Source organism: Moorena sp. SIO3E8 (assembly GCF_010692445.1).
Classification (GTDB): Bacteria; Cyanobacteriota; Cyanobacteriia; order Cyanobacteriales; family Coleofasciculaceae; genus Moorena; species Moorena bouillonii.
The window spans coordinates 102,238-126,525 of sequence record NZ_JAAHHM010000020.1; the positions used below are offsets into that span (position 1 = coordinate 102,238).

A 24,288-nucleotide genomic window follows, 5' to 3' on the forward strand; every position below is an offset into this window, starting at 1 on the left:
AAGAGCGTCTAGAGGATCCCTAGATTCCCCTTTTTAAATTCCAGTTTCCCTATTTTTCTATTCACCAATGAACCAAACTACTGATACCCAACAACAGACGGCTGATGATGGCAAGCCCAGCATCATCAGCGCCATCACTAAACGGTTTCCATCACTGCAAGGAATGGAAACATTTACTTTCATCTGGTTTGGCCAAGTTATTTCACTGATCGGTACCAGTCTGACCAGTTTTGCCCTCAGCATTTGGGTTTACCAGCAAACTGATTCTGTCACCCAATTTTCCTTACCCGTACTATCGGCGGCGATTCCTCCGATTTTAATTGGTCCAATTGCGGGAGTCTATGTCGATCGCTGGAGTCGTCGTTGGACGATGATTATTAGTGACTTCTCTGCCGGTTTGTGTACCTTGCTGGTGGCTTGGTTATACCTTAATGGTAGTCTGGAAATTTGGCATATCTGTCTAACAAATGTGCTTAGGTCTAGCTTCAGTACATTTCAAGGTTTAGCCTATTCTGCCGCAACCACTCTGCTGGTTCCCAAAGCTAATCTTGGCCGTGCTAGTGGTATGGTCTTCACGGGGCAAGCCATCTCAGATTTAGCAGCCCCTACCTTTGCGGTAACTCTACTTGCCATTATTCAGTTACCAGGGATTATCGCCATTGACTTTATTACCCTACTATTTGCCTTGGTAGCTCTATTGATAGTCAAATTTCCGGAGCTTTCAACTGGGACTGACGAGCAAACGGAACAGGAATCATTTTTACACAATTTAACCTATGGCTGGAACTATTTCGTGCAGCGACCAGGTCTTTTGGGATTGGTACTGTTGGTTGCTCTGTGTAATTTCCTAATTGGAGCCACTCAGGTTCTCGATATCCCATTAGTTCTTTCTTTTGCATCGGTAACAACCCTGGGAATTGTGGTCTCCTTCGCCAATGCTGGCATGGTTATTGGGGGCTTAATCATGACGATTTGGGGCGGCTGGCAGAATCAAATGACTACTGTTTTTATCAGTATGTTTGCTATTGGCCTGTGCGTACTTTTGGTAGGTCTTCGCCCCTCCGCTATTCTTCTGGCTTGTGCAAATTTTTCCATGCTACTAACTATTCCGATAGTCAATAGTGCTATTCAAGCTATTTACCAGCGCAAGGTAGCTCCAGAAGTCCAGGGCAGGGTGTTTGCATTTCGGAAATCAGTGGCTTTAGCAACGCTGCCTCTGTCTTATGTTATTGCAGGTCCATTAGCCGATCGCTTCTTTGAACCCTTAATGACTCAAGATAGTATTGTTGCAAAAACCATTGGCAGAGTAATCGGTACAGGTCCTGGTCGTGGTATTGGCCTAATGTTTATTTCCATGGGAGTCTTGACTATTTTGATGACTTGTATCGCTTACTTATTGCCTCGTTTACGATATTTGGAGGATGAATTACCTGATGCGATTGGGGATTAAGAATTGGTAAGGGGGAATTGTTTTTACTGCTCTAAGTGAGCTTTAGACTTTTAGGGAATAACCAAATTATGAGTGCAACCAATTTCTGCAACCATTGGTTGCAGTTTTTTCGTAAGCATTAAGCTAATGGGCTACGCCCACGCTTTTTACGCCTCTTGAGCAGTGTTGGGACAGCCTGTCCGAAAATTGTAACGGGCAAGATGCCCGTTCCACCCCTGATGCCCGTTCCACCCCTGATGCCCGTTCCACCCCTGATGCCCATTCCACCAAGATGCCCATTCCACCCACCGGGTCAAACAGCTTTTAGGAGATGCACCCATTTGTGCCACCAATGGTGACAGTTTTTCCGTAAGTACCAGTAAGCAAGTAGGATGGGCAGTGCTTGAGACAGATCAGATCAGCTTGCAAAGCGCGTAGGTAGACACTGCCCACCGACGATTAATCACAATGGTGCCAGATGTGAGTATAAACATTTCCACGATCACGAATTGTCTTATAAAACTATAGTGAATCAAGGTTTTATCCTAATAACTTACCCTTTAAATATTTATATTAAATTCCTTGATCGTTACCAGAGCGATTATTTTTCCAAGCTTATTTACTTTAAATAATTTCTGTGATCGGAATAGTTTCCTGATCTCCTTCTACTTCTATCGATTGATGCTGAATGTGCTGACGCAACACCTGATTAATCAAGGTTTGATAATTGCCTCCACCAGATAGATGTACCTGCTCACGAAACCACTCGATAACATCGTTATCTAAACAAATTGTGATCCGAGTCTTACCAGATGGCATCGGGTCAATCGCGCCACGCTTACCTTGACTAAAATCATACTCAGCTTCCATCTTCATCCCTCCAGATATTGTTTATGTTACGCTAATGGTGATCAATCGTTCCTCCTCAAATCGTTGCTCCTCAATTGTAATGGCCATTGGGTCAGAGATTATCTATTTTTATAGACATTTCCTCTAAAGCCAATCGTATAAATTTCTATATCTGCTAAGGTTAAATCAACGGTAAAAATCACTCTAATTTTACCAATACGCAATCGATAAAAGCCTTCCCAATTTCCTTTCATTTTCTTGATGTCTAGGTCGTTAAAAGGAATAATTGACTTATTTTCAATAGCATCAACAAGCTGCCTGAGTTGTTTGCGAATATTTGCGGTAGTTTCCTGATCAGCAGACTCTAAGAATTTAATCGCACTCTTGCGGAATTTAATGGTCATTTTTAATCCAATCTGTCAGATCAGTCACGTCTTCAGTTTCATAGTCTTGAGGTAAGCCAAAAGTGGTGTCAAGCTCTTGTTGCTCTTGATCACTAACGTCAGGCATTAACATATGACAGAGTAAGAGTCTTTCTTCTCTCAAAACTTCTCGGATGCTTTCTTTAATCAGTGTTTTTAAGTCTTGAGTTTCCATCGCTTTTGAATTAAAGGTTATTTTTTATAATTATAGCATTTTTTATACTAGGGAATAGGGAGTAGGGAGGTAAGCATTCAGCCGTCAGCGGTCAGCCGTCAGCTTTCCATAACTCAGCATTATTCGAATACTTACTTGGTTTTATTCAAAAGTTCCGTAGCTTCCTAATAGCCCATAAGCACATCAAGTAGCTTGCGCATAAGCTGATAGCTGATAGCTGATAGCTGAATGCTGAATGCTTACGTAGGGAGTAGGGAGTAAAGAAAAAAAAATAGCCGTAGAAATACTATCCACGACTATTTCAATTTCTTATGTCACAAAATTAGCAAACCTAACCTGCTCTGCTTGGCCAAAGGTCACGCTACAAAACCAGACCAAAACCTTGGCCAGGGGGGAAACCCCCCCCAGAAATTTAAGGTGTTATGGCAACAACCAATACTTGGTTATTGTAGTTATCACTTCCCCAGGAACATCAGTCGCTTCCAGAGGCGTCCATTCCGCAATCTCTGCATAGCCTAGGGCGTAAAGCATTTGCATACTATAAAGTACTGATTGACGAGAACCTTTCAGAGTGTGTTGAGCAGGTTGTTTCTTGAAGTTTTGGCTGAATTGTTGTGACATCATAAAAAATTTAATTTCGGTTTATATTGATTATTGTAATGATTATTATTTTAATTGTCAAGGGTTTTGAAAAGTTTTTTTTGGGAGTTTTAGGATTAATAAAAAATAAGCGTTCGCATAAGCGCGGAAGCTTTGCTTCATCGCGTAGCGTATCTTTCAGATAATCGCTTTTAAAAAATTAGCGATCGCATAAGCGCGGAAGGTTCGCGTGACTCGCGTAGGGTGACATGCAGGTCAATCGCATAAGCGCAGAAGGTTTACGTGACTCGCGTAGCGTCTCTTTCAGAAAATTGCTTTTTTTTACTAGTATTTTGTGATAGCGTTTATTGCATTTATGAGGTACGCTTATCAACCTCAAAGTCCCCCTTTTTAAGGGGGATTTAGGGGGATCATTTTTTACCTCATGGCAGAGAGAATAGCTATAACTAGTAATTTTAACGATAGCGCTGGGAGCAGTAGCTCCTAAAATAGATAAGGTTTAATAAGCGCGGAGATTGTAACGATAAAATATAAATTATTGATTTGCTATAATAACGTAAACTATCAGCTATCAGCTATCAGCTATCAGCTTATGCGCTATGGGCAGGATTGAGAAAAAAAAAGAAGCTAACGCTAATATTCGCCAACTTTTGACTGAGCGTTTAGCTCAAGCAGATATCATTTCTTTGGAAGTTGAATCTGCCAATAATCAACATCCTTGGATGGAATTTGCTGGTATGTATGCAAATAATCCTCTGTTTGATGAGGTGCTAGCAGATATAGCAGCCTATCGTGATGAAATTGATGGAGACATGGAAGACTATGATCGCCAAGTTGATGCCAAGGAGATAGTAAAGTGAGGTAAGGATATAACGCCAGACCAAAAGCTACCAATATGTACAGACTGTACTAGGATCTGGTTTCACCGACTTCATCGTTTTGCCCTGATCGTAGTCAAAGGTTCTCTCACAAAAGCCACTTTCACTCTCGAACGCACAATTCAAAACAGTTTTATAATTTTTGCGATGATGATTGTCTATAACATCAAATTTACCCATTAAGTTGTCTCGATAAAATGAAACTAGATAGGCATAGGGCAAATGCTGGTATCCTTCACGTTTAAATGGGACACAAGGAACTTTATCATAAACATTTTGGATACGAATAGTTCGTGTCTCCGGATTTTGTTGCGGTGCCTGTTGTTGATAAAATTCTACAAATGCTTGGTTGCCTACACGAGGGGAAGCATAGTTGTAGCTTGCAGACTTGATATCTGGTCTAGACAACGCCATATCAAGTGTGAAGAAAGTGCTCAGTGTAGAGCCTAAACTATGGCCAGTAATATACAGAGTATCGATCGGTTTTTCAGATGCTTGATATTTATCAACTAGGGCAAACACTTGATTCTGCATCGAGGGTGTGTTCCCATCACTATTGGAATAGATATGGTAGAAACCTGATTCAACCCTAAGGTCAGATGGCACTACAACATCTTCCTGATAAGGTAAAAATTTTGTATGATTAACACCAAAATTATCTATTATATCCTCTGTCGAAGAAGTACCTCTAAAAGCAAATATATAAGTGTAAGGAGACTGCTGAGATCGAAACACTAGACCATAACACTCAACAGTTTTGTATTTATTAAAAATCGCATCAACACCAGTCCAGTAGTCTACAAAATCATAACCATCCGGTGGAGACACCTCAAGACACTCAGCAGGGTTTTGCTTATCAAAAGCATCATAAGTTAGACCGCTTGCTTGCGCTAAAACGATCGCCCTAGTGGAATCAAGGTCAGCAGTTGTGAGGTAAGTAATTGTCTTATCCATCACGCATGCTTTCATTAGGATTGCTATATATAGCAATCCTATCTGATTTGCGAAAGAAATGGTCTGCTTTAAGGCAGGAAGCAAACGGCATATGGCAGAAGGGAAGGGAGAAAGCACCAGTTTTTAACAATTCCAGTGATTTTACAAATACATTACATAATTTAGGATTGCTATATAGGCTCCCTCCCCACTAGCAAGGATGAAGCCCATGGCATTACCGTCGAGTCTTTTAAACTCTTGTCATGTAATTATTTTTTTCACAAAAGTCCATACAATTAATTGCTGCCTCAGAATTAGCAACAGAGGGATGCACGGTACATTTAAGACGATAATCACCAGTAAAAAACTGACAGTTAGAACAGGGAATTTGATGCAGTCGTTTGGCAACAGCAAAACTTTCTCGGACTGCTGACAAAACGGTCCAAGCTAGAATCATCATTAGCCCCCAAGCCAAACAAAAGCAAATCAGGTCTAGATAAGGCTGGAGGGCATAGATCAGTACGTAAAGGAGTTGAAACACAATTTAATAGACTTCGCGGCAGTTGTCGAGAACAGCGGATCTGGGAACAGCGGATCTGGGAACAGGGAGCAGGGAGCAGGGAGCAGGGAGCAGGGAGCAGGGAGCAGGGAGCAGAGAAGAGGGAAGAGGTAAATTTTTTTTGTACCTCATAACTATGAGAAACGCTATAATCTTTTCTCCGAATAACTAAAAGGGAATATCATCTAAATCTTGTTGATGACTAGGGCTACCAGAGGTTGGGTTTTGAGGAGATGAAGACCCAAAAGAAGACTCAAAACTTTGCTCAGTATTTTGTTCAGTGCTGGTATAAGCAAAATCTTGTTCGGTATTGTTGGGATAAGAAACTGATGACGACATCCGATGTTGATCCATCGATACAACCTTATCATAGGTTTGGGGAGAGGATGGTTCTGGGGTACGCTGGAAAGTTCTATCCGATGCCATGACTTGTGGCTCGAAGTGATCATCTGTTCCCAATTTGTGAATCCGGGAAACAGTCAATTCTGCCCGTTTTTCCTTGAATCCTTCTGGTCGCTCAATCACATTCATCCTTAAGCTACCTTCAATCACCACGCGATCGCCTGTGGAATAGTTTGTTTTAATTTCATTAGCCAAATATTCCCCCCAACCTACCACTTTTAAGGTTGATGGGGATTCCTCAGCCTTGACACTGGCGAATTGTACTAGCATCTGAGTCAGGGGTGTCTGATTCTCTGAGGTGTAACGCAGTTCTGGATCCTGAATAATTTGTGCCATTAAAATGCAGCTGTTCATCTCGTATCTCCCTTGTCCTTTCAGTGTTGACTCTTCATTATAGAACAAGCGTACCAATACTTTTGGCTTTTCTTTGAGTGAACTTAACCTACCAACAATTAACTACCAACAACGGCATAGCGGTGACTTTCCTGAAGTCTACAAACTCTCTGAGGAAAGCCACCGCTATGCCTGTTAACAGCCGATCAATCCGATTTATGACACGGCTGAAGGTTGCGCTTCTACACCTTGTTCTTGTTCAACGAATTCCTGAACATGGTTGCGATAATGCTTGAGGTTTTCCTCGGCCCAATCCCGGTCATCGCTGTTGGCAAAAATATGAACTAAGGGTTCGCCAGCATCGGGTAAAATCAACACCCAGTTATCATTTTGCGCGTTGATAATTTTAACTCCATCAACAAGTTCGAGCTGCTCACTGGGATGGGTTTCGACCAGATGACGCATCAGGCTACCCTTAACTGTCCAAGGACAACGCAGGGTAACGGTTTTGTACCATACCCGAGGAAGTTCGGCACGAATATCAGCAAGCGATCGCTCTTGGACTGTCAGCATCTCGATCAACTTGGCGATTCCAAACATGGCATCAAAGCCTGGATGTAGTTGGGGGAAAATAAAGCCCATATCCCAACTGCCTCCCAATACCACATTGGGGTTGCTTTGAGAAGCTTCCATCAGTGCTGTGGGGTTAGCTTTGGTGCGGATCACCTTGCCATCATGGCGTCGGGCAATTTGTTCCACCGCACTTGATGTCTGCACTGGAACCACCACAGTTCCCCTGGGATTAGAGGTTAACATAATATTGACCATCAGTGCAGTCAATACCTCACCTCGAATCGACATTCCCGATTCATCCACCAAAATAAACTGTTCCCCATTAGCAGAGACCTGCACGCCAAAATTGGCTTTTAGGGCTTCGACCACCTGACCCAGCTGATTGAGCAAACTCTCTCGTTCTTCTGTGGAGATAGCTGTTTGTTTCAAACTGGCATTGAGGACTACTGCATCAGCGCCAAATTTCGCTAACAGTCGGGGTAACACCGCACCAGACACGGCATAAGCATAGTCAATAACTACCTTAGAACCACTGTTGCGAATTGCCTCTACATTGAGATGCTTCTCAAAAGCAGTACCGTAGATATCGATTAACTGGATCGGGTAGTTAACATTACCGATATCATTGATCTGGACTCGTCTTAGGTCTTCTTTGAAGTAAGCCCCCTCAATTTTTTTCTCTTTACCCTTGCTGATATTAATTCCCTTGGCATCAATAACTTCGATCAGGATATGATCTGGTCGGTCAGGATGCACTCGCACATGGATACCCCCCTCAACCCCTAGGGTTGGTATCACGGTTCGAGCCACAGGAATTGCAGTTGCATCTAGGTTCTGGACATCGACACCCACAGACATCAATCCCCCAATCAAAGACCGGGTCACCATGCGACAGATACTACGCTGGTCACGGGAGAGTGATACTTGGGAGCCTAGTTTTAAGGTAGACCCATAAGCCGCTCCCAACTTAACGGCAAATTCCGGAGTAATATCGATGTTGGCTAAGCCTTGGACACCCCGCTGACCAAAAAGATTCCGTTGGGCAGTGTTGCCCCAAATTAAATTGATATTCAATGTTGCACCTGATTCTATAGTTTTATTTGGCCAAACCCTTACAGTGGGACTAATTTGAGCTTCTTCTCCGACTTTAGACAGGGAACCGACAACGGCACTTTCCAAAACCTGAGCACGACGATCTACCCGGGTTCCCCTGGAAATGGTGCAGGCACTCAGATTAACTTCTTCACCAATCAACGCTCCATTCCAAATAATCGGTCGTTTCAGGTGAGCGTGGGCAGAGATGGTAACATTATCGCCAATTACTGTTCCTGCTTCGATGTGGGCGTTTGGCCCAATCCGGCAGTTGCTACCAATTAGTACTGGGGTTTCAATCTTGGCAGTAGGGTCGATATAGGTATTTTGTCCCACCCACATTCCTGAGGATTGTTCTGGGTAAGCAAAGTCTAGTGTGACTTTATTCATTAAGCCGTCATACTGGGCTTCTCGGTAAGCCTCCAGGTGACCGACATCACACCAATATCCCTCAGCCACATAGCCATACATTGGCTCATCTTTCGCGAGGAGTTTCGGAAACAGGTCTTTGGAAAAGTCACATTCCTCATTTGATGGCAGGTACTCTAGAACCGATGGTTCAAGAATGTAAGTGCCAGTGTTAACAGTATCGGAAAAAATTTCTGAGGTCGAAGGTTTTTCCAAAAATCGGCGGATGCGCATTTCCTTATCGGTGATCACCACCCCGAACTCAACGGGATTGGGAACGCGAGTTAGGATTAATGTCGCCTTTGATTTCTTAGCTTTATGAAATTCAATCGCAGCAGTCAAATCAAAGTCGGTGATGCTATCGCCACTAATGACTAAAAAGGTTTCATTGAGTAATTCGGAAATATTTTTAACACAACCTGCAGTCCCCAGAGGCTGTTCTTCTTCTACCGCATAGGTCATCTTTACCCCAAAGTCACTGCCGTCTTGGAAGTAGTCCCGCATGACATCTGGGAGATAGTACAGAGTGGCAATGACCTCATTGATATTGTGCCGTTTGAGTAGATTAACGATATGTTCAGCAATGGGTCGATTCAGGATTGGCACCATGGGCTTGGGCAGATCACAGGTCAACGGTCTCAGCCGTGTTCCTGAACCACCAGCCATCAGCACTGCTCGCATAATTCCTCCTCTTTTAACCCGTTAAGGGGTTTGATCATGTTGTCTACGTTCATTTGTCTTGTTATGGGCTTTTTTTAGTGAAGTACTTTCCTCCACAAACAGTCACTTGATCTGAAAACCGTGATTTTGGCATGCTAGCGTCGATAGTGAGTCATAAAAGAGTGCTTTCGACAAAGACTGGCGGAACCATAACTAACGACACTGGTGTCGCCAAGTTTCCTCCTCCCTGAAAAGAAAGATCGCGCGTTGACCCGCTGCTTCTTCATTCAGGTAATGATCACTACTGAGTTTGGCTAGTCTGTAACTCCTAAGGGTGACACCACAAATGAAGACTAGAGAAACTGGATCTGGATCAATGCTACTTTGAGCTGTAATCCGAATCAATTCGGTTGATTAACCTACACACTTATGGTATTGAGGTCATGGTCTAACACTTGCTTGATAAGGTAAAATTATCATTAATATAAAAATTATCTTATAAAAAGCACCGGAAGTGATAAACCATGTCACAATAGCCAAATGTGTTCTACCCAGATTGATCAAGGGTAGTAAAAACTGCCCCAAGGGCTCGCTTTTAATCCCTGTCAGGCGAGACGCCTATCTGACTTGAGACGGGGTTTCCAAATATGGCAAGATTTTTGATGAATGGCTAAGTTAATTGTCTTAGGGTTACTTGTAGTCTATGGGTACGGCGTGTGGAAATTCTGGAGGGGGTTTGAGCGCACTGACTTCAGCCGCAGCTTAACCAATCGGATATACTTGTCACTTTTGTGGCCAGCTTTAATAGTTGCCAATAAGTCCTATCGCAAAAACTTTACTAAAGCCCTTAAGGGCAGATAGGAGTGCTAGATAGCAGTGGCGGTATTTGGCTGATTGGTGGAACCACGGAAAGTGTGACTCTGGCAAATGCGATCGCATCCAGGGGTATGCCCTGTACAGTAACCGTTACCACAACGGCGGCTAAATCCCTCTATCCCCAAACCCCAAATTTAAGGGTTCGAGTCGGACGTTTAGATACAAATGAGCTAGAGCAGTTTTTGGAGAAGCATGGTATTGTAGCGATCCTAGATGCCTCTCACCCCTATGCGGTAGAAATTTCCCAAATAGCGATTTCAGCCGCTTGTGCTCGGCATATACCTTACCTACGTTTTGAACGACAACAGCTAAATTCTCAGGTAAGTTCTGAACTAGACAATTCACCAATAATTTATCTCAATAGTTTCCAAGACCTGATTGCTGGTAACTATCTCCATCACCAGCGGGTATTGCTGACCATCGGTTACAAACATTTACCCTTATTCCGTAGCTGGCAAGACCAGTCAACCCTATACGCCAGGATTCTGCCGAGTGTTACTGCCATCGATGTAGCGATCGCGTCTGGATTTAGCCCAAATCGAATTATTGCCCTGCGCCCTCCGGTACCAGCTGAGTTGGAAAAGGCACTCTGGCATCACTGGGACATCTCTGTTGTTGTCACCAAGGCATCTGGGGTTGCTGGGGGAGAAGATATCAAACGAACCCTAGCTAATGAGTTAGGCATCTCCCTAGTTATCATTACTCGCCCAGTTGTTGATTATCCCCAGCAAACCAGCAATGTATCTGTGGGATTAGAGTTTTGCGATCGTTATGTTTGAACTCTTCTCCCCCTTAAATAAAACGTAAGCATTCAACCGTCAGCTGTCAGCCGTCAGTTGTCAGCCGTAAGCTTAAAATAAACCTATGCAGGTCTATGGCCACGCTACGCAAACGGTAGAATTTAATAGTTCGAGATTAATCAGAATTGAAAGTCTGGGGATTTGCCCTTGGCCAAGGCTGTTCGCGTAGCGTGCGCGTAGCGCATAGGCTGATGGCTGTTCGCGTAGCGTGCGCGTAGCGCATAGGCTGATGGCTGTTCGCGTAGCGTGCGCGTAGCGCATAGGCTGATGGCTGATAGCTGATAGCTGATAGCTGATAGCTTACAACCAAAGCTTAAACCATAGCTGGTTCGAGTAACCTGATATTAGAAAAGTTGAATTCAGTAGCTGTCCGCCCTTTTTCCTCGATGGCATAAACCACTTGACGAGTCATAATATAATAATCACCAACTTTATCAAAGCTGTCTTCAAACTCTCGTTTAGCCATCAAATCACCAGTTTTGGCATTGCGAAAAATGGCATTGTAGCCTGAAGAAATATACCCTTCTCCTGTATCTAGGCTATCGTTGGTATTAATTGTAAAAGCCATCGGACCCATCACGCGACTGACATGACAAATTTCCTGCCCTCGGACTTTATAGTTAGAGCCCATAGCATCACCCTTGACAAAAATTTCCACTGCACCAGTAGAATCATTGTCACCAAAGCTAAATTGGTTTTTACCATGGGCTTTTTCAAAGGATGACCGCTTGCGGTGGGTCACAATATCCCGCATCTGGTTATAGACACTTTCTTTGACCTTTTCATCATCAAACCCACTGACGTCAACACTGTGATCACCATTAATGCGAACTTGACCAGTGTATACTTCATCACCTTGCTTAATTTCCAGGTCAGCTTTGTAACCAGGAAAATCGTCGTCCCAGGTGTAGCGGTTTTCGTAAGCCGCCTGGAATACTTCACGAGCTGTTTCGTTTTCGATCATAGTCTTGCTAAGTCAACCGATAGTTTATCCAAAGACTACTCATTCACTAATCTCTGACGCTGGTTATTATAGCATTACTGCTTGATATAGAATCTTTAAATTGGGTGAGGTAGTTTCAGCTAACTTTAAGCTAAGACTAAATTTTCACCATTACTCCCAAATTGATTATGATTTGGAATAAGTATAGGTAAGTTTAGTTGAAATTTTGCACAAAAAGTTTGCTAATCTTACCGTTAGGTTTTATAAAAAATGAACTATTAACCATTAACAGGATCAGCTGACTTTATTTTAATTCCATAGTTCTGAAAGCTGCTCTCCCTGTTCTCGTCAGCAGGAAGTATGGTTATTTAACCAGATTTGATCGAATTCTCCAGCAGAGGATATCGCTTAAGCTTGCCAGCCTTCAGCTAACCCCCTAAGCCAATCAATCCCTTGCCAGCTTTCAGCCCTTGAGCATGCTAAAGTTACTGGTAGCGGTGATGGTAAGGGTAACCTTTCAAGTGGATGGTTAATCCATATCAGTTGCTTGATTGGAAACCATCACAGGAACTTGATAAAGAGGTACTGTGAAGGTAACTGTTGACCCTAAATTTTCCCCCATACTGAAAAAATTGACCACACCCCCCATGGTTTCAATCAGCTTTTGGGATATGACTAGGCCTAAACCCGTGCCGCCATATTGGCGAGTTCGGGAACCATCGACTTGGGTAAATGTTTGAAACAGCCGGTCTTGCTGGTCGAGGGAAACACCGATGCCAGTATCAGCAACTCGAACTTTAACCAATCCTGGGAATTCTGTACCTTTGAAAGTTATCTTCTTTCGGATCACCTCAGCACTAACAGTCACCCCACCTTCATCAGTAAACTTAATGGCATTGCCCACTAGGTTTAACATGACCTGTAGCAGCCTTTGATAGTTACCATACATAACAATGCCATCATAGACATCAGGCATTTCAATTCTGAGGCTGAGGTTTTTTAGCTCGGCTTGATTGATCGTAAAGTCCTCAACTTTTCTAAACAGAGACTCTAATTCTACTGGAGCCAGTTCTAGCTCCATTTTCCCGGCTTCAATCTTGGCAATATCCAGGATATCATTAATAATATTGAGCAGATGCAATGCAGAATTGTAGGCTTCTTGGATAAAATCCCGTTGCTCCTGTGGATCGTCTGCCATGCCATCAAGAACCAACTTCAGAAACCCAATCATGCCATTGAGAGGGGTGCGTAACTCATGGGAAGTATTAGCCAGAAAATCACTTTTGTGGCGAGAGGCCTCTTCAGCCCTTTCACTAGCTATTTCTAACTCCTTGTAAAGAGTGCCATGAGCGATCGCTGTGCCGACTTGTTCAGCCAATTCCCCCACTAACTTGATTTCTGCGGCACTCCATTGACGGCGATGATCACACTGCTGTAGGCAAATCAAACCATTAGGTTCATCTTTATAGGAGGTTGAAACCACCAACACAGACAACTGTTCCCATTCACCAGGAACAATGTGTTCTACCAGCAGTGGCTCCTGACTAGTGAGGGCTTGTTCCAGGTAAGGCTCAGAATCTAAGGGTAGCAGTTGTTTGGCCATTGACCGCAACGGCTGTTGGCAATATTCTGCCTGCACCTTGGTTACCCGTGCGTCTGGTTTGTAATAGCACACGAGGCAACGGCTGACCTGGAGTGCCTCCCCTAGACTTTGGGCAGTTTGTTGCCAAATGGTATCTAGATCGAGGGTACGACGAATTTGCCGGGAAATTTTGGTGAGTAATTGTTGATGGGGGTCTACACTTAGGCTTGTAGGAGATTCCCGCCATTCCAATATTGATGATTCCGGCAAAAAGCGACCCATAACTAGAACAGTGGTTGCTTCGCCATCCGCTGGCAAAATGGGGCTAATGACCAACTCAAAGGCAAAGGATTTGTCCTGGTAACAAAACGATTGAACACAACGTTCAGGGGTTCGCTGGCTCAAAATTCTCTGAAGCCTATCTTGGTAGGCTTCGGCTTCAGTCGGGCAGAATGCATCTTCTAGGGGAAGTCCCACCACTTGTGTCAAACTCAGACCATATTGCTCAGCAGCTTGCCAGTGAAAAGAAAGGCATTTGCCCGATGCCTCTTGAGTATAAACCAGCTCACACCCTAAACCCTGCAAAAAGTTAGAATCACCTTGTGCACTAGCGGATTGCCTATTTATATATCCAGTTTGAAAACATTTAAAATTCACAGGTGCAGCCATTAAAAGAAACCTGGAAACTACAAGCAACACCGGGAGCCTCAGTTCCCGTTTCAACACGTAAATGCAACCAACCAAGCCCTTAGCAGGAGCCAATGGCAACCTCTCAAAGTAGATGCCTTTACCTCTTGTCTATCAATCGTTCCACTCACCTCGGGGCGGTAGGGGTGGATTTCGGTCAAAGGTACGGGCTAATTCCTGATCTGCTCCCCTTTCACCCCTGAGCCATTGACGAATTGCCGTTTCTATTACTTTACTCGGATCATTAGTCAAGTGTTTGATTTGATCCAAGAGTTCGGTATCCAAATGAATAGAAATTTCTTCTTTGTCAGCTGAACGTGATAGATCTACGTTAGTAGCTTTGGTAGACTCAAGGTGGTTTTCAAGCAAACCCTCTTGATGCAAGGCATGATCATTCATAATCAATGGGCTAATAACACTACTAATATAACTTTACGATAACTGACAATTAGCCTGGCTCACTTATAACCATTCCAGGGATAGTACCCTTACCTCTGACGGAAAACATTAAAATACATTAAGTTGATCATGAACTCAATAGACCAGTTATTGACTGGGTTTATACCAATAGCTTATGACTGATGCCCCTGTCTCTCATATTCGTAATTTTTCGATTATCGCCCACATTGATCATGGGAAATCGACCTTAGCTGATCGCCTACTGCAAGCTACTGGTACCGTAAGCGACCGCCAGATGAAAGAACAGTTCCTGGACAATATGGATTTGGAACGGGAGCGGGGAATTACGATTAAGCTCCAAGCGGCTCGGATGAACTATACTGCTAGCGATGGTCACGAGTACGTTCTCAATTTAATTGACACTCCCGGTCATGTGGATTTCTCCTATGAAGTGTCGCGCTCACTAGTGGCTTGTGAAGGAGCACTGTTGGTAGTCGATGCATCCCAGGGTGTAGAGGCTCAAACTCTAGCAAATGTTTACCTAGCCCTTGAACACGATCTAGAAATTATTCCCGTTCTAAATAAAATAGACTTGCCTGGAGCTGAACCGGAAAGGGTGAGTACCGAAATCGAAGATATCATTGGTCTTGATTGTAGCCAAGCAATTCGAGCATCAGCCAAGGAAGGTATCGGTATCGACGAAATCCTGGAATCCATTGTACATCTAATTCCACCTCCAATCGATACCGTAGAGCAACCCCTAAGGGCGTTGATTTTTGACAGTTACTATGATGCTTATCGTGGCGTAATCGTTTATTTTAGAGTGGTCGATGGCACTCTAAAAAAAGGCGATCGCATTCGCTTGATGGCATCTGGCAAGGAGTACGAAATTGATGAGCTAGGGGTGCTTTCCCCTAACCAAGTCCAAGTCGATGAACTCCACGCTGGTGAAGTTGGTTACCTAGCTGCTGCCATTAAGGCGGTAGCCGATGCCCGTGTGGGTGACACCATTACTTTAGCAAAAGCAGCAGCTATTGACCCTTTACCGGGATACACTGAAGCCAAACCGATGGTTTTTTGTGGCTTGTTTCCCACTGATGCTGACCAGTACAAGGATTTAAAGGAAGCATTAGATAAGCTCAAACTCAATGATGCTGCCCTGAACTACGAACCAGAAACTTCCTCTGCCATGGGATTTGGCTTCCGCTGTGGTTTCTTAGGCTTGCTGCACATGGAAATTGTTCAAGAGCGCCTGGAAAGGGAATATGATTTGGAGCTAATCACCACCGCCCCTTCAGTGGTCTATCAAGTGACCACCAATCAGGGAGAAGTCCTTGAAATTGATAATCCGAGTACTCTGCCATCCCCCCAAGAACGGGAAAAAATTGCCGAACCCTATGTCCGGGTAGAAATGATTACTCCAGAAACCTATGTTGGGACTCTGATGGAACTCTGTCAAAGCCGCCGTGGGGATTTTAAGGATATGACTTATCTTGCCCAAGGACGGACTACTTTAATTTATGAATTACCCCTAGCAGAAGTGGTTACTGACTTTTTTGATCAAATGAAGTCTCGCTCTCGGGGTTATGCCAGTATGGAGTACCAGCTCATTGGTTACCGAGATAATCCCTTAGTCAAGCTGGATCTACTGATTAATGCGGAACCTGTGGACTCGCTGGCCGTAATTGTTCACCGAGACAAAGCTTACTATGTGGGTCGTACCTTGGTGGAGAAACTTAAGGAACTTATTCCCCGCCACCAATTTAAAATTCCTCTTCAAGCGGCTATTGGTAGTCGAGTCATTGCTAGTGAACATATTCCGGCTTTGAGAAAAGATGTATTGGCTAAATGCTACGGTGGTGACATTTCCCGGAAGAAAAAACTTCTCCAAAAGCAGGCAAAAGGGAAAAAGCGGATGAAGGCTGTAGGCACTGTTGATGTTCCCCAGGAAGCGTTTATGGCAGTATTACGTCTTGACCAAGGTTAGAGGGGTGATTGAGTCATTAAACGTCCAGAGCTGAAAGCCGAGTACTAATCTCGTAATGCTTAGTACCAACCTAGTAATACGAACTAGCGTAATTTTCAACCAGTCAGCCAAGAAAATTTGATGATAACCTTCGGTAATTACTGAATCGGTTTTCAAGGTAGGTGAACAACTATATGGGGAGATATATATCCGGAATTTTTGCCATCAATTAAAAAAAAAATTGTCTAACTGGACACAGTTAAACTCAGAGGTTAGTTTAGGATTGATTTCACATGATAAAAGTTCAGTGGCATGAGAATCCTAGTTACTGGTGGGGCTGGTTTTATCGGCTCCCATCTAATTGATCGTTTGATGGCAGAAGGTCATGAAGTTATTTGTCTGGATAACTTCTATACTGGCCACAAACGGAATATCCTCAAATGGCTGTCACACCCCTACTTTGAGTTGGTCCGTCACGACATCACTGAACCGATTCGGTTAGAAGTTGATCAAATATACCACCTTGCTTGTCCAGCATCCCCAGTTCACTACCAGTACAATCCCGTCAAGACTATCAAAACCAATGTCATGGGTACCCTATACATGCTAGGGTTAGCCAAACGGGTGAAGGCGAGATTCTTATTAGCGTCCACGTCTGAGGTATATGGGGATCCTGACGTCCATCCCCAGTCAGAAGATTATCGGGGTAATGTCAATCCCATTGGGATCCGCAGTTGTTACGATGAAGGGAAGCGAGTGGCAGAAACCCTCGCATTTGACTACCATCGACAAAATGGTGTAGACATTCGTGTAGCTCGCATTTTTAACACCTACGGTCCTCGAATGCTGGAAAATGATGGGCGAGTCGTTAGCAATTTTGTGGTGCAAGCTCTGAAGGGGGAACCCTTAACGGTTTATGGGGATGGTTCACAGACCCGAAGTTTCTGCTATGTCTCCGACTTAGTAGAAGGACTAATTCGACTTATGAATAATGACCATACCGGACCGATTAATCTCGGAAATCCTGGAGAATACACTATATTAGAACTCGCTCAGGCAATTCAGAAAATGGTGAATCCTGATACAGAAATTATCTTTAAGCCTCTACCTCAGGATGACCCCCGACGTCGTCAACCAGACATTAGTAAAGCTAAAACTTTACTAGGTTGGGAACCTACTATTCCTTTGTCAGAAGGGTTAGATTTGACAGTATCCGATTTCCGTAAGCGTTTAACTCCTCAAGAGTAAAACAATCAGATTTAATTAAATCAATCAACCTCGGGTCAGGGGGCCAATACTATCTTTGGCTCCAACCGTGAGACTTCCCTAACCTTTACTAACCATTGAAGTTTATATTAATTGAGGCATAGGTCCATGCGCGTTTGTGTGATTGGTACAGGATATGTGGGCTTAGTAACTGGCGCTTGCTTAGCCCATATCGGTCATAATGTAATCTGTGTAGACAACAACGAAGAAAAAGTTAAGCTGATGAAATCTGGACAGTCTCCCATCTATGAACCGGGACTGTCGGAAATAATGCAGGAGTCAGCTAATGCAGGTAGACTTGAGTTTACCACAGATTTGGCGGCTGGGGTAGAGCATGGGGAAATTTTATTCATTGCAGTGGGAACTCCCCCCCTACCTACCGGAGAAAGTGACACTCGTTATGTGGAAGCGGTTGCCAGAGGGATTGGCTCCCATCTCAAGGATGGTTACAAAGTAATTGTTAACAAATCAACGGTACCCATTGGTTCTGGAGATTGGGTACGCATGATTGTCCTAGATGGGGTAGCTGAACGCCAGAAATCTTTGGTAACTGCAGGAGGGCAAGCTGAAACTGAAGCAGCAGAAGACATTACAGCGGATTTTGATGTGGTCAGTAATCCAGAGTTTCTCCGAGAAGGGTCAGCAGTTTACGATACCTTTAATCCAGACCGTATTGTCCTAGGAGGCAATAGCGAACAAGCGATCGCAATGATGAAGGAACTGTATCAACCAATTGTCGAACGCCAGTTTGCCGAAGACAAATCCCTTCCCCCAGTTTCTGTACTAGCTACAGACCTCAGCTCAGCTGAAATGATTAAATATGCGGCTAATGCCTTTTTGGCTACTAAAATTAGCTTTATTAATGAAATTGCCAATATTTGCGATCGCGTCGGTGCTGATGTTACCCAAGTTGCTCAAGGAATTGGTTTAGATTCCCGCATTGGCAACAAGTTTTTACAAGCAGGAATTGGCTGGGGTGGTTCTTGCTTCCCCAAAGATGTCTTAGCACTACTCCATACCGCTGAAGATTACGGTTATGAAGCAGATTTGCTTAAAGCCACTGTCAGTGTCAACAAACGCCAACGTCTACTTGCGGTTGAAAAACTCCAGAAAGAGCTTAAAATCCTCAAAGGTAAAACAGTGGGCCTGTTGGGTTTGACCTTTAAGCCCAATACTGATGATATGCGGGATGCTCCTGCTCTAAATCTGGTGGAAGAACTAAACCGACTCGGAGCCAAGGTCAAAGCCTATGACCCAATTATTTCCCAAACTGGCATGCGTCATGGTCTATCTAACGTGATTGTCGAAACCGATCCAGAACGGTTGGCTGATAGCTGTGATGCTTTAGTGTTAGTTACAGATTGGGATCAGTTCCAGAAGCTGGACTATGGTAAAATGGCCCAGCTGATGAACCATCCGGTGATCATTGATGGCCGCAACTTCCTAGATCGGAACCAGCTAGAACGTGCTGGTTTCTCGTATTTGGGAATTGGTCGTTGAACTCTATCTCCTCCTCATGGAGCGAGGATTGACAATCAAGTTGTGTTGTTACTTCCTCCTCCAGGGATCAGCACTTTCCTGGAGCCCTTTGATCAAGAAATTACCGGCATCTTTTAGGTGTGCGCCCGTTCGCGCCCCGCGTCGGCGAAAGCCGATAGGTGCGACCCAAGGGCAATTTACTAGCCCTAGGAGGCGCGCACCTCTTTGGTGCGCGCCTGAAGCGAATTTAATTTTTAATGGGTCAAGCGCACCTTTAGAATTTTTGTGGTAGTCGGTTTAGCATACTACTTACATGTAAATTGCCATAAGTGAAATCCTGTACTAGAATAACTGAGGGGTCTGACCCCTCAGTTATTTTTGTCAATACTAGCTAAATACCCAAACCCCATCCCCAAAGGTAAAAATCGTAGTTGTTGGGATTTGCAAACAACTTTGTGTTAAGACTATTGTTGGTGTTGAACAAGAACAAAACCCCAATCAGCACCCAGCAAGGTTGGTACGGGGGCATCAAGCATCTAAATTGAGTTAACTGACCAGTAATTGCCATTAACATTGGCTAGGTGATCGGCAAGTGTTAAAGTCCTACCAAGAAATCGGCACTACCCCAACAGGGTAGGTCAGGTAACTGATTTGCTGGTCAACTATGGGGGGATTAAATATCTGTGTTAATGGTTTAATGGCTTCATGGATGCCAACAACCATTGACTATCAGCAAACCTGATCAGTAACCTAAGCGTGATCTAGTTGGCGACAAATCGAGCTAAGCACTAAACTCTAGTAATGGTAATTTTGGTGATAGTTTTGGCTTAGATCACTAACAGTCCAAGTAAATCCTAGGGATCTGAGCTAATTTTGGTTCAGTTTTCAACAAATCTGAGCCAAAATAATCTAGAACTGGGTGTGCCCTAAAATTGTGACCATAACTGGTCGTCAGGCAAGATCAATGAGAGTGGAGGTAGTATGAGTCGCCAAAAACCAAGCCCTTTCCTAGAGCGGCGACAGGGTTTACAGAAAGGATTGATTAGGCAAAAAACCCCGACAATCCATCAAACAACTAGTCAATGTCTGAGATGGATAGTCAAGAATGTCCTTCTATGGATGCAACTGCTTAGTACTGGGTCATTCGTCGTAGTGTGGATGCTGTCCTTCAGTGCCATTGAACCAGCCCAGGCAACTACCCTATCTAAACATACTAAGTTTTTAGAGCAGCTCCGGACAAATCAGAGCAAGGATTCAGAGCAATCCATTAGTGAAGAAAGTGAACAAGTAACCCAAACCAAAATCTTAGCACTAGGAAAGCTTGAAAGTCAACAGGAGACAATCCCTGAGCCAATTAAGACCCAAAGATCTTCTGCCCTAAGGAGCAACTCCACCAGGAAACTGACTTCAGCTGTGCCGCCGCACGTCTTACCCCAGACTGAACAATCAGCTAAACCAGCAGCTAAGCGTAAGTTAGGCTCACCCCAGTCAAGGGCTACCCCTGAGGCTCTCCCTGCATTGCTGAAAACCAAGGAATCTGCTCAGCCCAGTTCTTCTGTTACCAGGAGGAAGTTACCATTATCTCGGTTGCAGCAGCAGCAAAAATTAGCCAAACGGGAGTCTACAGCTAAAGCTGTTTCTGCACCGCTGAAAACCCAAAGCTCAGCTACCTCAAGGACTGCCTCCCAAAAAACCGTCCAAAAAACTGTAGCTGCTCCAATCCAGCCGACGGCTAAGGCCCAGCCAGAGCAGATAGCCAAAGTTATTCCAGCACGGCCCAAAGGCAAAAAGTCGGCTTTACTAAGCAGTAACGGTAGAGAAAACGGTAGAGAAAACAGAACTACCCTAGCCCAGCCGACAGGTAACCACCAGCAAAGACAATCAACTAAACCCAAGTTCAGATCACCCTATGCCAGGTCTAGAGCTAGGGCAATGCCACCCTTTGGAAAAGCCAAAACGTCGGCTTCCCTAAACATCACCACTAGCCAACCTAACCTCACCACTAGCAAAAAGGTGGGTTCGGAAATCCCTGAGTTATCTCAACAGCCTCAAAAACCAGGGAAACTGGAGCTAAAACCAGGACACAGGGATGGGTTACCAAAGTCATCCCGGCTCAATAAAACTACTAAAGTCTCTCATCGACCTAACCCTGAGGCTACCTCGAAACTAGGCTCACCAGTCCCAGAGTCGTCGGAACTAAAACACAGCAAAGCAGCTAACTCTAAGCTAGTCACCCAGAAGAAATCTGCTGACACTAAAGCTGACACTAAAGTAGACCAGTTAGCGTTAACGCCATCACATCAAAAGCCTCTAGTGTCATCATCGACGCTAAACCTAGAGCAAATAGACTTAACGTTCACGGAGTTCAAGCTAAGCCAACTGTTGCCCTATGGCAGCAGTTCGAGTGTAGATTTGGAAGGAGTACTCCCAGCTAACTGGAGCAACTGTCAAACAAACACAGCCTGTAATCAGCTCCTGCCATCCCTAATTCCGAAGTTAGTTCCGAATAGTCCCAACTCTAGCTCCAACCAGCAGACAACCTCCCAAGCAAAAACCCAACCTTTGGCAGTACCAACAGACCCAATTCCGTCTAATGCTGGTAAACTTCCCAACAAGTTCAAGCAACTGCCTCCTTCCCCACCAAGCCTGCCGGAGCAGCTAGGCCAAGGAACGGTCACACCCCTATTTCTGAATAACTACCAAAACCAAGCGGTAGGACAACTGCCTGTCTTCCCACAAAGCAAGACACCAGCGTCATTGCCAGCACTTCCTAACTCGATGCCGTTGGGAAGCAATACTCCTAACCCAAATTGGGGCTATTTCCCTTACGTGCCACAAACGGTACTCTTGATGCCGATGATGCCAGGAGTAACTGGGACGATGCCCTTGGGTACGACTATGGGTACGAATAATGTTAATCCTGGTCAATTGCCATATTTCCCACAAACTGTACTATTGATGCCGACGGCAGGGTTCGGCATGTCTACCCCCCAGGGGATAAATAGCTATAACCCTAGCTATAACCCTGGCTTGGGTCAGCTACCTTATTTGAGAACTACACCAGCTCCTCTGCCAGCCCGAGTCAATCCCATTCCGATGGGGGGTACTACCTATAACCCTGGCTTCGGTCAGTTGCCCTACCCGAGACCCATGCCCGCTCCTCTGCCAGCCCCAGTGAATCCTATGCCCATGAGGGGTAGTCCTTACAATTCGGGTTTAGGTCAGCTGCCCTATCTGAGAACTGCCCCAGCCCCCCAGTCAGTAGTCCCGATCAATCCCATTCCGATAGGGGGCAGTAGTTATGGCTTGGGCTTAGGTCAGCTACAGTATTTAAATACCATTCCAGGGCAGGTACCAGGGCAAGTCATGGCGATCCCAGTGGTGCCAAATCCCAACATCCCTGGCTTGAGTCAGTCTCCTTTCCCGGCCACCCCCCCAGGGCAGGTACCAGGGCAAGTCACTCCCATCCCAGTGGTGCCAAATCCCAACACCCCTGGCTTTGGCCAGTCTCCTTTCCCAGCCACCCCCCCAGGGCAGGTACCAGGGCAAGTCACTCCCATCCCAGTGGTGCCAAATCCCAATACCCCTGGCTTTGGTCAAGTACCCTTCTTGCAACCAGCACTACAACCCTGGCCACCGGCTCCTAACTCAAACCTGAATCGACCAACCTCTCCCCCAACTGCCCAATCCACCGGTCGCCCCTTGCTGCCTACTACCGCTCTCACCCCAGCATCATTGCGTTTCCAGGGTAGTTTCGTGACTCAAGGGGAAAATTCAGTAGCCAGAGCTCGCTTGGACGGAAACTATGTGCTAACGCCCCAATTCCTGTTTGGAGCTACCCTAGATCTGACTAGCGAAAATGACCAATTGGTAGACTCACCTAACGAAGGGGCAACTATCAATCAGTTGTTCTTTACGGCTGCTCCTGCTAGCACCTTACCCACTCTGCGCTTTTCTGTCGGTCAGTTGGATTTAACCTCCTACTTTGATCGCAATAGTTTTGCCAAGGATGGGGTAAGCCATTTCTTTAATCCAGTTTTTCAAACTAATCCAGCCTTGAGTGCTACTGCGATCGCATCTCGTCCAGGTTTATTGGTTAACTGGGCAGTGACAGACAATATAGAAGGCAAAGTTGCTCTGTTTTCATCAGCTGAAAGTCTGGAGCGATTTGACCTCAATGGCTTGGCTGGAGAAATTGGTCTGCGCTACGATAATGTGATCGTGCGAGGAACCTATGCCTCAGGCAGGGATGGTGGTGCCAATAGTGGCTTCCGGGAAATTTTCTCCATCGAACGGGGAAGGGATGACTTTGGCATCAACAAGAATGATGATGAAGAAGCATTTGGTGTCAATGGCGAAGTGTTTATTCCTGAACTGAATATGGGCATATTTGGTCGCTATGGGATTTACCGCAACCGGGATTTGGATGAAGAGGGAAACACCTTCAGTTTCGGAATCACCTTCTTGGATTTGTTTTCTAAGAATGACCGGGTAGGATTAGCCTATGGTCGGGATCTCTCCAATGAGGAATTGCGCCAGGAAAATGGGGATGATGTACCAGATGTCTTAGAGCTATACTACGATTTCCAATTTTTACCTAATGTGCGGCTTGGTTTTAGCCTTCAGCAACGCAATAGTTTAAAAGAAACCTTTGCCGGATTTCGATTGAAAACCGATTTTGATGTAACTCCTAGAGGTAGGTTGACTCAGTAAACAACTCACCGCTAAGTCTTTCGGCGTAGCCGACGCTGCGCGAACAGACTATAGCGGGAGCTTTCAAGCTCATAGTTTACCAGTCTAGGTTCTTACAGAACTACGTTATTTCTGAGAGTTAGTGTTCATACCTGGAGATGCGTAGCTAGTCCCCAGCTCTAGAACCCGGTCGTTAAACAGACCTAGTTGAGTTAAGTCAGTGCGATCGGGAAAGTACCGAGAAATAACTTTGACTAAGCTAACTTTACCCTAGTAATAGGAGAA

22 protein-coding genes are annotated in these 24,288 nt (G+C 44.7%); 8 read left to right on the top strand and 14 right to left on the bottom strand.

The genetic code is table 11. The features are described 5' to 3' along the window. Positions 1-67: 67 nt before the first annotated feature. On the top strand, positions 68-1,450 hold the full coding sequence (locus tag F6K46_RS11015) for an MFS transporter (RefSeq protein WP_293056138.1): 1,383 nt from the start codon (positions 68-70) through the stop codon (positions 1,448-1,450). Positions 1,451-1,596: 146 nt separating this feature from the next. On the opposite strand, the gene F6K46_RS11020 is transcribed toward F6K46_RS11015, so the two are convergent. The 5 genes from F6K46_RS11020 to F6K46_RS11040 form a co-directional block, all read right to left on the bottom strand. Next, positions 1,597-1,782, bottom strand: a complete 186-nt coding sequence (locus F6K46_RS11020) for a hypothetical protein (protein ID WP_293056141.1) — start codon at positions 1,780-1,782, stop codon at positions 1,597-1,599. A 271-nt stretch (positions 1,783-2,053) separates the two neighbouring features. Beyond that, the gene (locus F6K46_RS11025) at positions 2,054-2,299 is read right to left on the bottom strand and encodes a BrnA antitoxin family protein (RefSeq protein ID WP_075899319.1); all 246 of its coding nucleotides are present in this window, start codon (positions 2,297-2,299) and stop codon (positions 2,054-2,056) included. 98 nt (positions 2,300-2,397) lie between these two features. Next, a complete protein-coding gene (locus F6K46_RS11030) occupies positions 2,398-2,682 on the bottom strand; it encodes a type II toxin-antitoxin system RelE/ParE family toxin (protein ID WP_293056145.1) in 285 nt (94 codons plus the stop codon). After that, on the bottom strand, positions 2,672-2,875 hold the full coding sequence (locus tag F6K46_RS11035; RefSeq protein ID WP_293056149.1) for a hypothetical protein: 204 nt from the start codon (positions 2,873-2,875) through the stop codon (positions 2,672-2,674). Before F6K46_RS11035 ends, F6K46_RS11030 begins: the two co-directional genes overlap by 11 nt. A 420-nt stretch (positions 2,876-3,295) precedes the next feature. Further along, positions 3,296-3,496, bottom strand: a complete 201-nt coding sequence (locus F6K46_RS11040) for a hypothetical protein (protein ID WP_293044890.1) — start codon at positions 3,494-3,496, stop codon at positions 3,296-3,298. Between the two features lie 578 nt (positions 3,497-4,074). Here F6K46_RS11040 and F6K46_RS11045 point away from each other — a divergent pair. Next, a complete protein-coding gene (locus F6K46_RS11045; protein WP_075899667.1) occupies positions 4,075-4,335 on the top strand; it encodes a hypothetical protein in 261 nt (86 codons plus the stop codon). Positions 4,336-4,362: 27 nt separating this feature from the next. Here F6K46_RS11045 and F6K46_RS11050 read toward each other — a convergent pair whose 3' ends face one another. The 5 genes from F6K46_RS11050 to F6K46_RS11070 form a co-directional block, all read right to left on the bottom strand. Then, positions 4,363-5,322 carry a lipase family protein gene (locus F6K46_RS11050; protein WP_293056157.1) on the bottom strand — a complete coding sequence of 320 codons (960 nt, stop codon included), beginning with the start codon at positions 5,320-5,322 and terminating at the stop codon, positions 4,363-4,365. 214 nt (positions 5,323-5,536) lie between these two features. After that, a complete protein-coding gene (locus F6K46_RS11055; RefSeq protein WP_075899663.1) occupies positions 5,537-5,827 on the bottom strand; it encodes a hypothetical protein in 291 nt (96 codons plus the stop codon). Positions 5,828-5,830: 3 nt separating this feature from the next. Then, positions 5,831-5,977 (bottom strand): hypothetical protein, encoded by a 147-nt coding sequence (locus F6K46_RS11060; protein ID WP_293056164.1) that lies wholly within the window; start codon positions 5,975-5,977, stop codon positions 5,831-5,833. A 36-nt stretch (positions 5,978-6,013) separates the two neighbouring features. Continuing rightward, complete coding sequence (locus F6K46_RS11065) at positions 6,014-6,601, bottom strand: single-stranded DNA-binding protein (protein WP_293056170.1); 588 nt, start codon at positions 6,599-6,601, stop codon at positions 6,014-6,016. Between the two features lie 195 nt (positions 6,602-6,796). After that, complete coding sequence (locus F6K46_RS11070) at positions 6,797-9,334, bottom strand: mannose-1-phosphate guanyltransferase (protein ID WP_293056175.1); 2,538 nt, start codon at positions 9,332-9,334, stop codon at positions 6,797-6,799. A 645-nt stretch (positions 9,335-9,979) separates the two neighbouring features. Here F6K46_RS11070 and F6K46_RS11075 point away from each other — a divergent pair. Together F6K46_RS11075 and F6K46_RS11080 are read left to right on the top strand one after the other, a co-directional pair. Continuing rightward, positions 9,980-10,174: a hypothetical protein gene (locus F6K46_RS11075; protein ID WP_293056183.1), complete on the top strand. Its 195-nt coding sequence runs from the start codon at positions 9,980-9,982 to the stop codon at positions 10,172-10,174. Between the two features lie 2 nt (positions 10,175-10,176). Next, positions 10,177-10,968: a cobalt-precorrin-6A reductase gene (locus F6K46_RS11080; protein WP_293056192.1), complete on the top strand. Its 792-nt coding sequence runs from the start codon at positions 10,177-10,179 to the stop codon at positions 10,966-10,968. 93 nt (positions 10,969-11,061) lie between these two features. On the opposite strand, the gene F6K46_RS11085 is transcribed toward F6K46_RS11080, so the two are convergent. From F6K46_RS11085 to F6K46_RS11100, 4 genes are all read right to left on the bottom strand, one after another. Then, complete coding sequence (locus F6K46_RS11085) at positions 11,062-11,250, bottom strand: hypothetical protein (RefSeq protein WP_293056202.1); 189 nt, start codon at positions 11,248-11,250, stop codon at positions 11,062-11,064. 52 nt (positions 11,251-11,302) lie between these two features. Continuing rightward, positions 11,303-11,953: a DUF3386 domain-containing protein gene (locus tag F6K46_RS11090; protein ID WP_075899265.1), complete on the bottom strand. Its 651-nt coding sequence runs from the start codon at positions 11,951-11,953 to the stop codon at positions 11,303-11,305. 508 nt (positions 11,954-12,461) lie between these two features. Then, on the bottom strand, positions 12,462-14,183 hold the full coding sequence (locus F6K46_RS11095) for an ATP-binding protein (RefSeq protein WP_293056217.1): 1,722 nt from the start codon (positions 14,181-14,183) through the stop codon (positions 12,462-12,464). Positions 14,184-14,315: 132 nt separating this feature from the next. Then, entirely contained in the window at positions 14,316-14,570 is a 255-nt protein-coding gene (locus F6K46_RS11100) for a type II toxin-antitoxin system CcdA family antitoxin (RefSeq protein ID WP_070396646.1), read from the bottom strand. A gap of 205 nt (positions 14,571-14,775) precedes the next feature. Between F6K46_RS11100 and lepA the strand changes: the two genes are divergently transcribed. From lepA to F6K46_RS11120, 4 genes are all read left to right on the top strand, one after another. Further along, positions 14,776-16,587, top strand: a complete 1,812-nt coding sequence (gene lepA, locus F6K46_RS11105; protein ID WP_293056251.1) for a translation elongation factor 4 — start codon at positions 14,776-14,778, stop codon at positions 16,585-16,587. A 291-nt stretch (positions 16,588-16,878) separates the two neighbouring features. Continuing rightward, positions 16,879-17,814 carry a UDP-glucuronic acid decarboxylase family protein gene (locus tag F6K46_RS11110; RefSeq protein ID WP_070392770.1) on the top strand — a complete coding sequence of 312 codons (936 nt, stop codon included), beginning with the start codon at positions 16,879-16,881 and terminating at the stop codon, positions 17,812-17,814. A gap of 126 nt (positions 17,815-17,940) precedes the next feature. Then, positions 17,941-19,332, top strand: coding sequence for a UDP-glucose/GDP-mannose dehydrogenase family protein (locus F6K46_RS11115; protein ID WP_293056269.1), 1,392 nt, complete (start codon positions 17,941-17,943; stop codon positions 19,330-19,332). A gap of 960 nt (positions 19,333-20,292) precedes the next feature. Next, positions 20,293-24,024 (top strand): hypothetical protein, encoded by a 3,732-nt coding sequence (locus F6K46_RS11120; protein WP_293056275.1) that lies wholly within the window; start codon positions 20,293-20,295, stop codon positions 24,022-24,024. Positions 24,025-24,288: the final 264 nt, after the last annotated feature.